This window comes from Paenibacillus sp. FJAT-27812 (genome assembly GCF_001273905.1).
Taxonomy (GTDB): Bacteria; Bacillota; Bacilli; order Paenibacillales; family Paenibacillaceae; genus Pristimantibacillus.
In genome coordinates, this window is record NZ_LIGH01000001.1 from 6,126,274 (window position 1) to 6,140,171 (window position 13,898).

Genomic DNA, 13,898 nt, shown 5'->3' on the forward strand with positions numbered 1-13,898 from the left:
CTTTTATACCATGATTCCTTCACACTTACACATTCAAAATCTTTTCGCCATTTTTGCATAATCTTCAATATCAATCTGGTTATCGCCACTTAGGTCAGCAGCCTTCGCTGCGTTCCAGTCTGGACTGTTACTGTTCTTGTCGTAGTGGCTGGCAACGATCGCTAAATCGCCAATCGAGAATTTACCGTCATGGTTCAGGTCCCATCTAAGCCGCTGCCCTCAGTGCGATAGCCTCTCTCGTGAAATTCCCGCCATTGTCGAATTGTCCCGACCCCTTATTAAACACAACATATACGATAATGGATGGCGCATTCTGCAGTTAGTTTTTAATGGGTGCGCTTCATCAGCATACTTGACCCCATAGCTATGTGTATTTACAAAAAAAGGAATTTTTTGTTATATTCCGTGAATAGGTGTGAGCTCAAGTAGAGCAAGCCCGTCAATATGCTGCCGTATTAATACCAAGCAGTCCCCGCCTATTCAACAGGAGGGGGCTAATTTGATGCTAGCTTCATAACTTTAGAGGCTGCTAACCGGTATCTCATTGAGATCACAGAATATTTTTTTCCCCATAGTTTCAGCTGTTCTGACCATTTCATCGGCACCCTTTGACGGTCCCCCAATTCTCAATACCGCGTCACAATGGGATAACAAGCGAACGGACGATGGGTGAAACATACGGTCGAAAATCTCATCTCCGATCCGTCGTGATCCTGCCGTTGCCATGAGCGGCAGCGCATACCATTCGCCAAGTACCGGCATATGCCCTATTTCATAAACGCGTAATGCCGCTTCATTCATCAGCCGCATATTAGCCTCGATTAGCTTTGAATCGTCTCCCGTATTGGAACGGTAAGGCCCCGCTACCAATATATGCAGAGACTTGCTCTTTGGCTGAATCAACCCGTTAAGCTGAGCGTATTGAAGCAGCATAATCGTTTTCCCATCTCGTATTTCACCGTTCTCCACCATGCTCAGCGCTTGCTCGAAGGGCAGTTCCAGCACTTCAATCTCTTCCTGTTCTTTTTCTGCGCCTCCGCCCTGTCCCGTCTGCATATGCGAGGCATATTCCGCAACAAAAAAATATAATATTTCCGTGACCGAGCCCGGAGACATATAAGCCTCCCCAACCTTCTGGACATTAGCCAACCGGAATCCGGTTTCCTCTTCCGCTTCTCGGAGTATGCAGTCCTCCGGCGAGTCCTTATCCAGCAGTCCGGCGCAAGCCTCGATAAGTATCCCGTTCTCATTTCCGTTTATATAAGTCGGCATTCGAAATTGCCGGGTCAGAATCACGGTTTGCTTTTCCAAGTTATACAGCAGAATCGCAGCGCCGTTGCCACGGTCATACGCTTCTCTTTCTTGCGTTTCCCAGCTGCCGTCGCGCTTTTGATACTTGAAAATCATCTTCTTCAAAACATACCAATTATTAGATAAAATTTCTTCTTTCACGATTTTAATATTCGGATTCATATGTATTTCTCCTTATCCTCAACCATTTTTTTTGCCTTAAAAAATCCCGAATCCTTCGTGATGTAGAGAGCTCCTTTTTCCGCTATCTTGGCACGCAAATAAGTTGTGAATTGGTCGAGCTTCCCGCCGACAAGAACCGTCCTCGCATTCATCGGCGTTGAAGTAATGTATTGGATGAGAGGCTGTTCATCGTCAATCAGCATGTGATCCTCAAAGCGGATCTGTTCGATCTCTGCAAACGAGTCCTGCAGCGCTTCTTTCCCGTTATCCAGATGGAAACGTTCCATTACAGGATCAAGCACCTGAATATTTGCGTCAAAGGCTTGCGTCAACTGCTCGATTTCCCGCAAATGGCTCTGCTCATCGTTGAGGCGTACAAGCAGCCACCAGGCTTTAGTATCCGATGCATTTCAGGGACAGCCCGGTTAATATCGAGTACATGATAGAGCATGTGATTGGCAATTACGATATCAAATTCATTGTCATGAAAAGGTACCGCCTGGGCGTCGGCAACTAGAAATTTGAATCGCCCGCTGTGCGCACCCAAACTTATCTTTGCCTCATCAAGCATTCCTGGCGACAGGTCCGTAAGCGTAATGTTCCAGGTTTCGGGGATGAGGTCTACGTTTCGCCGCCATAAGGCAGCATCACCGCAACCAAGCTCCAGCACCTTTAAATGGGGAGCCGAGCCCAGATGTTCAAAGAACCACCTGTGCCATCCGATCTTATTGAGGCTAAACTGATCGTACAGACTTATTCTCGCTTGCAGCCGAAATGCGTTTTGGTACTGCTCACTCCAGTCCTTTTCCTTATGAATCGATTGGATTATGCCCGCTAAACCTTCCCAATCCACTTCCTCACCTTGCTCATCAACCATACCCAGCGCTTCTTCAATGGTTTTAGATACGTACATCATATGAGCGATCTTATGCTGGATGATGTCTTTTTGCATCTTCAATGAGCTTCTTAAGTCTCGTTCTGGCGCAGTGTCGTTCAGCATAATTTGACTGATCTCGGCTAGGGATAACCCGATGTACTTAAGCATCTGGATCTTTTCCAGTCGTGCTACATCATCTTTGCTGTATAGTCGGATGGATGTATGGTTGTATTTTGCGGGCTTCAGCAGACCGATCTTATCATAATAACGGAGTGTTCTGAGCGTCATCCCCGTTCGCTGCGCAAGCTGGCCTGTCGTCAGATATTGAACTTCCCCTGGCTTCAAACACACATCCTCCTTTCGTGATTTCCATTATATAAGGTGACGTAACGTCACCTACAAGCTTTATTTAAAAGAAGGGCTGCCACATGGCAGCCCTTCGATATTACGCTAGATTAATCCTTTGGTCAGCAGAATTTCCAATGGCTCATTTTCAAGCAATAAACAGCCTGCATCCCTATAACCTAATTTTCTGTAAAAGTGCTGTGCCTCTTCGTTCGCCATAGTAGATGTCATCACCCATTTAAAACCATTTTGTCTCATCTCTTCTTCCCAAAAGAGCACAGCTTGCTTCCCTATCCCCTTGCTGCGATATGGTTCATTAATCCAAATCATATTCATAAAAGGGGTATTGTCCCAAAAATAACCATGCCTCATCCATCCGATATTCGTTTCATCATCATTTTGTAATAGATATATTTCATTACCCTGAATTTTCGGTAAAATTAAACGCTCTAAAAGATGGTGATCATGGATTCTAATGTATTCATAGTCTGATTCCGTTGCGGCAACTACTCTCAACACTACCCCCCCTTTATATTCACAGGTTTTGCAAATCTTTTTTAAGAGGCTGCTATGCTAGATTTACGAATATGGATCTCAACTATATTACCATAATTCGGAATCGCCCGTAACCTGAATTCACTCTGTAATGCCCGTGTTCACGATTTGCAAGGAGACACTTGTATCGAAAGGAATTTGCGGGTACTCTTTCTTCCAGTCGATCTGCTTCCATAGTTCGGGGTGAAACGACATAAGTCTGCGGGCAATTCCAAAACCGTCGTGCTTGGCCAATTGCATCTTTTGAATAATGGCTATCGATTCGTCCCTCATCTGTTCCGATAAGAACCGTTCAAGATCATGCATCACACTCATCTTATATAAATGGTCGCTTGGATCTTCTAAAATAGAAACCCTAAGCTTTAAATCTAGCTTAACCCTAATTTGCTGCTTGTCCGATACGATTACTTTAAGCTTTCGCGTTAATTTCTTTACTTCGAAGGTGACGTAGTTGTAGCTGTTTGTTTTGTTTAAATCCACCGATTTTAATGTCAGCCTCGCGTTTTTGTTTTTACTGCCCGACAAAAGAAGATACACCCTAGCTTCGTCCCGGTCTAGCTTTCCCGTCATCTTGGTACCGCTGAACATCGCAATGCCGCTAACGGTTGGCATTCCTTTATGATTGATCAGATAGGGCAAGGCAAAGTCAAACCCGCGGTCCAGCGGATGAAGCGTTTCAATATTGACCCGGGGAATGGCCGACGATTCTTCCATACTGCTGAGAAGATCGTCGATGTACAAGCCGATCGTCTTCGTCCCAATATGCTGAAGCTCGATCATATCCTTCGCTTTTCCTTTCGTAACGGCGATTCTCGCGGTTAAGGGACTTTTCGGATCACGATAATACAGATCAAGGTAAGGTTTGATATCTGCGTTTTTCACTAAAGCTTCGCCGATCAGAAGCACTCTCAATTTGGCTGAAGAATAGCCGCCGGATACTTCCTCGTCAATCAATTCCGTTGCATGCTGGCTGCTTCTCGCCATCACGGAATGGACTTCGCTCCTATCCTTGCTGCCTGCTTCTGTCACCGTAATATCCCGAATGGATACCGTGGACTGAAGCATGCCATCGGTACCTTGGTCCATGCCGCTTATGCTCACATTTCTCTCGTTCTTTAAAAGCTGTTGATCCCAGCATCCGCATAACAAAGCGGCAATTGAACCTATCATTACCCAGTGGAGGTGTTTGTTCATGCTTCCGCCTGTTCCTTCCTTTTGATCTTCAAGAGCAAGGAGATGCTCAGTAAAACGACCGGAATCACTACAAGAGAGACGCCGGTTAGGATCGTTACAATTCTCTGCAGTGTATTAACCATGTCTTGATCGTGTGGGACAAGCGAAATACAGAAGATGATTAGGGCAACAAATGGCGCAGTCCCCGCATGATTTTTTTTACCAAACAGCGTGGATACCGCCTTAGCCGACATGTACAGAAAGACCATTACCGTCGAGATGACCACGACTGTCCAGATCGTTAAGAAATATAAATCGGCACGCTCGAATATGGTGAATGACAACCCCTTCACCATGTACAGAACAGGCTGAGGAATAACCCTAAGCTCTTCCGGGCTGAAAACAATAAAGCAGGTGAACACCAAAAAGGTATACATTAGCGTCGAGAATAGATTAGCGTAGAGCGTTGCTTTCAAAATTTGTTTGCTTTTCCCCTGTACGTAGGGATAACAGAACAAAAGAATTTCAAAGCCGTACAATGAATTCATGGATTTCAGCATGCCATTTACGATATTTGAAAACCCGGCTTGATTGATTGGCAAAATATACATAATATCCGCGTCTCGGTACGCATATGTCGCGATAAAGATTAAGGCAAAGATCAGCACAAATGTCAGCACTAAAAACCGCGCAATCAATCGAATATTTTCCCTGATCATATATAGGGATGTGAGCAGCATGAGAGCCAAGATTACCCAGGCGGGAGTTCTTAGAAAAATCCAATCCCTGATCACGTCGGCGAATTGGACCAACATGAGGCTGCATTCAAAAATGAACATCAGCACATAAATGATATGCACGATTTTCCCCACGAATTTCCCTAACAGCAGAGGTAAATAATCAAACAATATCATCGCGGGAAATCTCCGGCTCAGCCCCCACATGATCACGATCATGAGACATACCGCGAGTCCTGCCAAAATGACGGAAATCCAAGAATCGTTTTTAGCAACGGTTTCAACGATGGAAGGTAAAAACAAAACGCTTACTCCGATCTGGGCTTGAATAACGATAACCGTCAGTTGTCCTGGCGTTATTTTCTCCTTATCCGCGATCATCACTCCTCTCCTCCTTCGAACTGCTTTCTTGAACCAGCTTTTGTGGATGCGCGTCAATAGGACGTTCATTCAGCTTCCAGAAGGGAAGCCGAACAATAGCGTCCTTCCAATCCTTCAGCCGCAAAGGAGCAACTGGGGCGAAGTAAGGAGTACCAAACGATTCAAGCTTGCATAGATGCACGGCAATCGCCGTTAAAGAAAACACGATGCCCAAAAATCCGAACAGCGCTGCCGCAATCATCACCGGAAACCTTAACAGCCGCACAGAATAACTCATCTCATGAGAGGGAACGACGAATGACGCGATTGCAGTCAATACAACCACGATGATCATCGGGTACGATACGAGTCCGACCCGAACGACCGCGTCTCCGATGACCAGACCTCCTACTATGCCAATCGACTGGCCGATTGGCGCGGGCAATCGCATTCCAGCTTCTCTGAGCAGCTCTATCGTAAGCTCCATGAACAACGCTTCCAGAATGGACGGGTAAGGAATTTTCTCAACGCTGCCTTTAATTTGATAAAACAGTTCCATTGGGATGACTTCATAATGATACGACACGACCGCAATATAGAAGGCAGGTAGAGTAATGGCGATCAGGAACTTAACAGCCGTAATAATCTTAGGAATGAACCAGCCAGGGATCGACTATTGTAATCGTCAGGCGATTGATAAAATACGAAGAAGGTTGCAGGCATGATCAGTACGGCAGGCGTTCCCTCCATTAGAAGTGCAACGCGGCCTTCCAACAGATTACCCGCCACTCTATCAGGCCGTTCGGTTTGAAGAATTTGCGGAAAAGGAGAAAACGAACGGTTCTCGATATATTCGAACAACAGATAGGCATTCATTAAGTTATCCGCGTTGACCGCCTTCATTTTGCGATCAATCTCCTCAACTAGTTCCGGGCTCGCCAGGTCGTTCAAATATACGAGGGACGCTTCGGTCTTCGTCATGTTCCCCAACGTATATCGGCGCACGACCAAGTTCCGGCTGTTGATTTGCTTGCGGACTAACTGTAGATTTACATGCATGTTCTCAATAAATCCGTCATGCGCACCTTGAATTGATTTTTCGTTAGCAGGCTCATCTACTGCTCTAATGTTGATGCAAGGAACATAAATCGCGTGGCTTTCTTGACGGCCTTCAAGGAAGAGAACGGCATATCCGCGAATCATGAGATCGATGACATCCTCTAGATTGTTATGTTTCTCTATTATTGCACCTGTTAGATCTCGATCTGGATTCGCTTCCTGCGCTCGCTGAAGCGGCTTTAGGATAATCTCCTCGATTTTGCCCGGATCACATGCCGAATTGAGATAGAGAAGGCAGCTTTGCTCAGCTAGAAAATGAATGGGGCGGTTAACAAGGTCTTCAGTATGGAAGAGGGCTTCGTTTACATATGAAACATTTTTATCAATGGTATCAGCCACGTTATGGAAAATCGGCTTTTTTCGGTTAGTACTGGACATGCCCGTGCTTTTACGATGATTGTTAGAAAAGATCTGACTGAAAAACCCCATAACGGCACCCCTTTCCTCTTTTCTTCACAGCGTATTGTTACCAGCATATGGTTCCTTTATTCCAACGCCTAATCGTCCCATTGAAGTCGAAGAAACAAAAAGACGACATTCAATTGGTGAATTGAATGTCGTCTTTATTAGTATCGCCGCTTGGTCTCGGCTATTTTTTTAGCAATAGATAAACAAAGTACGGCCCGCCGATTAATGAAACCATGATGCCTGCCGGAATCCCGTCAGGATCGACGAGATTGCGTCCAAGCGTATCCGCGATTAACAGCAGCCAGCCCCCGAGCAAAACCGCAACGGGAATGAACAGCTGATTGCGAGGACCTACCAATGCTTTGGCAATATGCGGAGCCATTAGTCCAATAAATGCAATTCCGCCTGTTACAGATACCGCAGAAGCAGCAGCTGCAACTGCGGTCAGAATTAACACAAGGCGTTCCTTTTCAAGTTTTAAACCAACGCCAATTCCCGTCTCTTCGTTTAACGCAAGAAGATTAAGTCTATGAGACTTATATAAGGTAAACGGTATGAGCAGGAACAACCATGGAAGCAATGCCCAAATAAATGGCCAATCCGCCCCCCATATATTGCCCGCAATCCATTTCGCGATAAAATCAACCTTCGAGCGTTCCGCAGACGAGATGATGACAATCATAATCCCCGACAGCGCCATGGAGAAGCCGACGCCAACCAGCACTAGCCGGATGGGATCAAGCCCGCGCGATCGGCTGTACGAGAATAAATAGATAAGGACGGCCGTTACCAATGCGCCTACAAAAGCAACAAGCGGCAGGACGTAAACAAATGATCCCACGTCGATCGGGACGTACAGGAAGAAGACGGCTATCGCCACGCCCGCTCCAGAGTTAATGCCGATGATACCGGGATCTGCCAGGTCGTTGCGCGTGACGCTTTGCAAAATGGAACCTGAGAGCGCAAGCGCCATACCTGACAGCAGCGTAATTACAATCCGCGGCAGCCGGACGGAGAACAAGACAAAATCTTCTTTGAATGTACCATGGCCGAATAAAACAGGTATCAGCCTGTCAAACGACAAAGAGGAATAACCGATCCCCATACTGGCTGCAGCTGTTGCAACGATAAGCCCTAAACTAACAAGCAGGATTAAGCGTTGTTTACGAATGAGCGCTAACCGTATCATGAGAAAGCTTTGCCTCCTCTGCGCACGACGAATAAGAAGAAAGGCAAGCCTAGCAAAGCTACTATAGCTGCCACCGGTGTCTCATACGGCGCGTTAATCGTACGGCTTAGCATATCGGCAAGCAGCATGAACGTTGCTCCCACAACAGCCGAGAAAGTCATGATATGCCGATAATCGGTGCCTGCGAATCTACGGACGATGTGCGGAATCATCAGACCCACAAATGCCATATTGCCGACAAGCGCTACCGAGGCCCCAGTAAGTACAATGACAAGAATAAACAAGATGGCTTTGATCAGCATCAGCTTTTGTCCGAGACCCATCGCCACCTCGTCGCTCAAATTAAGTATGCTCACTTGGCTAGACATAAGCAGTGCCACCGCGATTCCGATTAAAATCACCGGTGCAATAGCTTGGAGCTGGCCCCATGTTGTTCCAATCAAACCTCCAGCGGTCCACATCGTTACGTCTTTGGAAATTTTGAAAAAGATGCTGACGCCATCCGAGATGGCATACAAAAATGCGGAAACAGCAGCACCTGCCAATACGATTCGCATCGGAGACAATTTTCCCCGCCTCGTCGAGCCAAGAATGATGACTAAAGCTGCTCCAAGAGCGGCGCCAAGGAAACAAGCGACCATGATGCCGAAATAGTTCAGCCCCGGAATGAATACGAAAGCTAACGCAAGCGCCATGTTGGCGCCGGAAGTTAGGCCAAGCAGGCCCGGATCAGCAAGCGGATTGCGCGTGACCCCCTGCATGATAGCGCCGGATACGCCAAAAGCGGCGCCGATCAAAATCGCCGCAAGCTCACGGGGCAGCCTAATCTCACGCAGGACGAGAATGCTGTCACTTTTCGAGTCGGAAGTTAGTGCAAGCCAAAAATCCTCGAACGTCGTATCCGCGGCACCAAATATCATCGACGCGATGAAGCTCAGCATAAGCACAATTGCGCAGACAAGGAGCTTGTATGAAATAGGAACAAGGTGTCGTTTACTCTTCATTGGACTCTCTTCTTTTCGTTATTGGCCGAGAAAGTTTTTTATGAAAAATTCCAGTTGGTATTCCATGCTAAGCGGGTCGTTAAAATAAAATGCCTTCGCATCCGCTTCAAAGACATGCCGGTTTTTGACAGCCGGAATATTTTTATATGTCTCGGTATCTTGGAACGAGTTGTCTTCATCCGCGTTTTTGCTGAAAATAATATAGTCGCCTGTGTAATCCTTCAAAACTTCCGTCGATACGGCAAAGTAGCCCTCTTTCTTCGTCGCTTCCTTCACTTTCTCAGGCATGCCTAGGCCGAATTGCTGATAGAGGATTTCCGTTCCGCGGCCAAAATTTTCACCGTAAACGTAGAGCTGCTTATTGAACGTCTCGATGACCGAAACCGTCGCATCCGCGCCGATTTTCGCTTTGATTTCTTCTCCGACCTTTTTGGTACGCGCATTAAAATCTTCGACCCAATCCTTAGCTTCCTGCTCTTTATTCAACAGCTTGCCGATTTCAAGCTGCTGCGTCAGGAAATCAACTTTGCCGTATGTGTAAGTAACGGTAGGCGCGATTTGCTTGAGTTTGTCGATGTTTTTAATATCGGATAGACCGATAATGAGATCCGGATTCAGCTCGATGATCTTCTCAAGGCTTTCGTCCGTAACTGCTTCTGTATTAGCTAGCTTCTCTACGAAATTCGGGTTGGACTTGGACATTTCGTCCACGCCGACAAGCGGCACACCTAACGCCATAACATTCCCCGTTAAAAATCGTGTGATCACAATAACACGTTGTGGATTAGTCGGAACCTCTACAGGCCCATTCTCGGATTGATAAGTAAAAGTGTCCGAATCCGTGGCGGTTGTAGGTGACTCCTCACCGGACGGTGCGTTCGAGGAAGAATCGGAAGTCGTGTTGCTAGCATTGGTAGCTTTGTTCGATTGATTGCTTCCGCAAGCGCTCAAAACCATAACTAAGATCAAAACGAGTGGTAAATAAAGCTTTTTCATAAGATGACTCTCTCCCTTTTTTAGTGCTGCCTTTTTTTACGGCATTGAAAATAATTATCATTTTCATTTCCATAAAACTATTATAGGGATCCCGTATACGTCGAGCCATGCCTTTTTGTTTGAAAAATCATTTGGACTATTGGTTACCTGTAAACAACGTTACCGCCCTTTGAAGCTGCAAGCGAATAGATACCGGATTGTAAGGAATCCATTCATCCCGGTCGAGCAAATGCACATGATTAAGCTGTACGGCAGGAAGCTTGCTCCAATAGTAGGACTTGAATATCGCCTCAGAATGCGCGGTTGATCCTTTCACATCCGGAAACACAATGACAAGTATTCTATCCCCTGCATAATCTGCAAGCTCCGATATCTCAATGGGAATGGAATGAAATTGATCCCCGCGCGTCTCCATCTCCCGCTTGATCCTTGCAGGTGGCTGCAATCCTAGCGATTGATATATAACACATCCTACATTGCGAACTCCATATACGAGCAATTCTTCCGGCTTTATAACTAGAATCGTAATCACTTCATTTGCAGCTTGGCTTTGCTCTACCTTCGAACGTGCTGCCTGTTCCTCTTTCTCAAAATCGGCCAACCATTGCTCGGCTTTATCACTTCGTTGTATGACCTCCGCGATCAGACGCATATGCTCTTTCCAGCCTAATTCCATCCAAGAAATTTCCACAACCGGCGCTACTGCACGCAAATGTTCTCCATTCAATCCATAATGATGCAGATGCTGGCTTGCCGCAATAATCAGCTCGATGTTGTTATCGAGCAAGGAAGCTTTCACCTGTTCTGCAGAACTGGTCGTATTTATAAACACCATCGTTTGCGGCGGCTGAAGACCAAACGTGTTAACGTATTCGCTGCTTTCCGAAATGAGCACAGCTGGCTCTAAGCCAAGCAGAAGCAGATGGCAGGCATAAGGCGTAAGCAATACGGCCACTCGCTGGAACGATCCTCGGTTGTAGGCAGAGGGCGCTGCGCCTGTCTGCTGCTTAAAACGGCGGCTGAGATAAAACTCATCCTTGTAACCAACCTTCAGCGCAATCTCTCTAAGCGTGCCCGAACCGCTAAGCAATAGCTCCTTGGCACGGTGAACACGAAGCCGCGACAAGTATTCATTCGGCGAGAAGCCGGTATGCTGCTTGAAGAGAATCGAATAGTGCGATGCGCTTACGCCTGCAATGCCAGCTAATTGCTCACGCGTGATTTTATCGCTGTAGTGGTTCTCCAAGTAAGAAATGCTGCGTTCCATCGAAGGTTTTTCGCTAGAAGCATTTTTGGCCTTTTGCCCCTCCAGCAATTGGAGTAAAATTTGGTGGAACACAATTTGATTTTGCACATGCCGAATTTCGCTCTCTGGCAATCGATGGATATATAGCTCCTCCACATAGGCTGTGATCGCAGGTTCATAGGCGAAAAATTGAATATTCGAATTCGAGGCTGCCTCGCTCTTCCGCACCATTGTACCTTCCGGCAGTGAACTCGATTGCTCCCTTGTACTAATAGCAAGCTTATAGACATGGGGAGGATGCTGGATATTCGCAATAAGAGCAGCCTCGGTATGAGCCGGGAGAAGGATGACGCTTCCTGCCGTCAGCTCGTAAGTATCATCATTGGCCTGGAGGCTCCCCTTGCCGCTGGCGATCGCAATGAGAACAGTTGAACGCTCATTAATTTCATACAGCGGGAGATTAGAAGTGCTATAAACCGAAAGAATGTTGTCAGCCGTATATAATGGAAAGTGAGACTCTGCCCACTCAGAGACAACCATGTTTTTCACAACCAAAACCTCCAATCCAAATCATAGTGAAAAACGTCCTTGAGCTTTGCAACGAATTAGTAAGGTCCTGATGAAACCATTTTATTGTACAACCATTAGGTAGATATCATCCATACTCACTTCAACAAACAATATTAATCTATGCTTTCAAATAAGAAGCCTCTTTGTATTAATAATTGTTTCGTAGAATTCCACAGTATATTTTGCATAGCGATATCTCCGCCCGGGTATGCAGGCACAATCGCGTTTCCTGTTCCAACGTTAAAATATCCGCCGGTCACCCCTTCGTATTGCGGCTCCGCAACTAACCGGGTTATGATATCCGCTCCTTTGCGAGGATCACCGATCCGCAAAAAATGAAGTAGGTGCTCCAGCATAGATGCAAACCAAAGCTCACGCCCCAGACCCGTTACATTAAATCCTGGATTTAGTGCATTGACCGTAATCCCGGTTCCACTCCATTGACGTGCCAATTCAGCCGTAAACATAATATCAAGCAGTTTCGTTTTTCCATATATCGCCGATGAGCCTCTGGAAGTAAACATAGACGTATCGACCAGATCCTCTGGAAGCTTAAGTTTACCATGGCTGCGCGATGCTTCAGAAGCAACATTTACAATCCTGGCATTTCCTGCGTTCATTAGGGATTGCTTTAAGGTATGCGTCAATAACCACGGAGCCAAATAGTTGACTGCTATCATTTCTGCAAACCCTTCTTTAGTTATCCTCTGTTCGAATGCATGCAGCCCTGCATTATTCACTAATACATCTATTTTTCTATAGCCATTTTTTATTTCATTTCCGACTCGCCTGACATCCTCCAGCAAGGATAAGTCTCCATAATAGAAATCCACTTTTGTTTCGGGTGAACGATCATATAATAATTTCTTCGTCATTTCCGCCCTATCTCTGCTTCTAGCTGTCAATACCAAATGCGTATTACGCTTTGCTAGTTCAATTGCTGCAAGTTGCCCCAAACCGCTTGTTGCGCCTGTGATTACAATAGTAGAACTAGTAGTCATCATGATTCCCCTTCACCTCAAACTTTTGACACCTAACAGGTGCCGCTTTATAATTGATATATATCAACTATATGTTTTTGATTGATATATGTCAAACATATGGTATTAACCCATTCGAGGTGAATAATATGGAGCATGATGATCCCTACAAAAATACGCCGAGAGCGCTGCTTGAACTTCAGCTCGGCGAACAGATAAATGCACTCATTAGCGCCTCGCATGCGCTCAATGTAAGAGCGGCGGCACGTTTTGATTCATCGCTGCAGCCTGCAGCTTTTCTTATTGTTCGTTGGCTTTTCTCGTTCGGCCCAACAAGTGCCACCATTTTAGCGGAATCAACAGCAATGGACCGCAGCTCAGTTACTCGTCTTGTCAATCAACTTAAGCTCTTGGACTATGTAAAAAGTGAGCCTTCCCCTGAGGATCGTCGAGGAATACGGTTATCTCTTACGGAGCTTGGACGACAAAAGACAATTGATGCCCTAAGAGAGAAAGAGTCTGCATTCTATGATCGCCTTTCAAAATGGGATGATGAGCAGCTTGAAAATTTTACAGCAATGCTCAGACTCTTTAACGGAAACGATCGTATCTAGCATCGTTCACATTTATCTAGAAATTAACCTAATTTTTTAATTATTACCGAAGCATTTACATTAGTTTGTGTCCCGCCAGAGATATGATTGCCTGTCCATTGGTTTGCTGAGTCCCTGCCCCTGATCCATATACGGTCCCTGGAGCCAGAACTCCATTTAGAAAGAGTGCGAATTGGTTCGGTTCAACGCCAGAGATCGAGAAAGAAACCTCATATTTTCCTGCATTAACAGCAATAATCTGCGTTGTTCCAG

At 45.9% G+C, this 13,898-nt stretch carries 13 protein-coding genes and 1 pseudogene; 1 reads left to right on the forward strand and 13 read right to left on the reverse strand.

What is annotated here, in order from left to right:
- Window positions 1–33: 33 nt before the first annotated feature.
- The 13 genes and pseudogenes from ADU23_RS34370 to ADU23_RS26245 form a co-directional block, all read right to left on the reverse strand.
- A complete protein-coding gene (locus ADU23_RS34370; RefSeq protein WP_197286167.1) occupies window positions 34–198 on the reverse strand; it encodes a dockerin type I domain-containing protein in 165 nt (54 codons plus the stop codon).
- 321 nt (window positions 199–519) lie between these two features.
- Window positions 520–1,473 (reverse strand): GDP-mannose pyrophosphatase NudK, encoded by a 954-nt coding sequence (nudK, locus tag ADU23_RS26195; protein WP_053376449.1) that lies wholly within the window; start codon window positions 1,471–1,473, stop codon window positions 520–522.
- Complete coding sequence (locus ADU23_RS33750) at window positions 1,470–1,823, reverse strand: hypothetical protein (protein WP_231637534.1); 354 nt, start codon at window positions 1,821–1,823, stop codon at window positions 1,470–1,472. The genes nudK and ADU23_RS33750 overlap by 4 nt, the downstream gene beginning before the upstream one ends.
- Window positions 1,802–2,695, reverse strand: a complete 894-nt coding sequence (locus ADU23_RS26200; RefSeq protein WP_231637535.1) for a MerR family transcriptional regulator — start codon at window positions 2,693–2,695, stop codon at window positions 1,802–1,804. The genes ADU23_RS33750 and ADU23_RS26200 overlap by 22 nt, the downstream gene beginning before the upstream one ends.
- A 105-nt stretch (window positions 2,696–2,800) precedes the next feature.
- Window positions 2,801–3,211: a GNAT family N-acetyltransferase gene (locus ADU23_RS26205; RefSeq protein ID WP_053376450.1), complete on the reverse strand. Its 411-nt coding sequence runs from the start codon at window positions 3,209–3,211 to the stop codon at window positions 2,801–2,803.
- Between the two features lie 120 nt (window positions 3,212–3,331).
- Window positions 3,332–4,444, reverse strand: a complete 1,113-nt coding sequence (locus ADU23_RS26210; protein ID WP_053376451.1) for a Ger(x)C family spore germination protein — start codon at window positions 4,442–4,444, stop codon at window positions 3,332–3,334.
- Complete coding sequence (locus tag ADU23_RS26215) at window positions 4,441–5,541, reverse strand: GerAB/ArcD/ProY family transporter (RefSeq protein WP_053376452.1); 1,101 nt, start codon at window positions 5,539–5,541, stop codon at window positions 4,441–4,443. The genes ADU23_RS26210 and ADU23_RS26215 overlap by 4 nt, the downstream gene beginning before the upstream one ends.
- Window positions 5,528–7,068: pseudogene (locus ADU23_RS34375) on the reverse strand (spore germination protein). The gene ADU23_RS26215 and the pseudogene ADU23_RS34375 overlap by 14 nt, the downstream one beginning before the upstream one ends.
- 160 nt (window positions 7,069–7,228) lie before the next feature.
- Window positions 7,229–8,236, reverse strand: a complete 1,008-nt coding sequence (locus ADU23_RS26225) for a FecCD family ABC transporter permease (protein ID WP_053376453.1) — start codon at window positions 8,234–8,236, stop codon at window positions 7,229–7,231.
- Complete coding sequence (locus ADU23_RS26230; RefSeq protein ID WP_053376454.1) at window positions 8,233–9,240, reverse strand: FecCD family ABC transporter permease; 1,008 nt, start codon at window positions 9,238–9,240, stop codon at window positions 8,233–8,235. Before ADU23_RS26230 ends, ADU23_RS26225 begins: the two co-directional genes overlap by 4 nt.
- A gap of 18 nt (window positions 9,241–9,258) precedes the next feature.
- A complete protein-coding gene (locus ADU23_RS26235; protein ID WP_053376455.1) occupies window positions 9,259–10,236 on the reverse strand; it encodes an iron-hydroxamate ABC transporter substrate-binding protein in 978 nt (325 codons plus the stop codon).
- 136 nt (window positions 10,237–10,372) lie between these two features.
- Entirely contained in the window at window positions 10,373–12,022 is a 1,650-nt protein-coding gene (locus ADU23_RS26240) for a helix-turn-helix domain-containing protein (protein WP_053377839.1), read from the reverse strand.
- Between the two features lie 143 nt (window positions 12,023–12,165).
- Window positions 12,166–13,053: an SDR family NAD(P)-dependent oxidoreductase gene (locus ADU23_RS26245; RefSeq protein WP_053376456.1), complete on the reverse strand. Its 888-nt coding sequence runs from the start codon at window positions 13,051–13,053 to the stop codon at window positions 12,166–12,168.
- Window positions 13,054–13,181: 128 nt separating this feature from the next.
- Here ADU23_RS26245 and ADU23_RS26250 point away from each other — a divergent pair, with 128 nt between their 5' ends.
- Entirely contained in the window at window positions 13,182–13,646 is a 465-nt protein-coding gene (locus tag ADU23_RS26250; protein ID WP_053377840.1) for a MarR family winged helix-turn-helix transcriptional regulator, read from the forward strand.
- The last annotated feature ends 252 nt before the right edge of the window (window positions 13,647–13,898 follow it).

Bases quoted from the DNA above. Each gene is read 5' to 3' on its own strand.
- ADU23_RS26240 (WP_053377839.1), bottom strand. From the start codon at position 12,022: ATGGTTGTCTCTGAGTGGGCAGAGTCTCACTTTCCATTATATACGGCT.
- ADU23_RS26210 (WP_053376451.1), bottom strand. From the start codon at position 4,444: ATGAACAAACACCTCCACTGGGTAATGATAGGTTCAATTGCCGCTTTG.
- ADU23_RS26225 (WP_053376453.1), bottom strand. From the start codon at position 8,236: ATGATACGGTTAGCGCTCATTCGTAAACAACGCTTAATCCTGCTTGTT.
- nudK (WP_053376449.1), bottom strand. From the start codon at position 1,473: ATGAATCCGAATATTAAAATCGTGAAAGAAGAAATTTTATCTAATAAT.
- ADU23_RS26245 (WP_053376456.1), bottom strand. From the start codon at position 13,053: ATGACTACTAGTTCTACTATTGTAATCACAGGCGCAACAAGCGGTTTG.
- ADU23_RS26235 (WP_053376455.1), bottom strand. From the start codon at position 10,236: ATGAAAAAGCTTTATTTACCACTCGTTTTGATCTTAGTTATGGTTTTG.
- ADU23_RS26230 (WP_053376454.1), bottom strand. From the start codon at position 9,240: ATGAAGAGTAAACGACACCTTGTTCCTATTTCATACAAGCTCCTTGTC.
- ADU23_RS26250 (WP_053377840.1), top strand. From the start codon at position 13,182: ATGGAGCATGATGATCCCTACAAAAATACGCCGAGAGCGCTGCTTGAA.
- ADU23_RS26215 (WP_053376452.1), bottom strand. From the start codon at position 5,541: ATGATCGCGGATAAGGAGAAAATAACGCCAGGACAACTGACGGTTATC.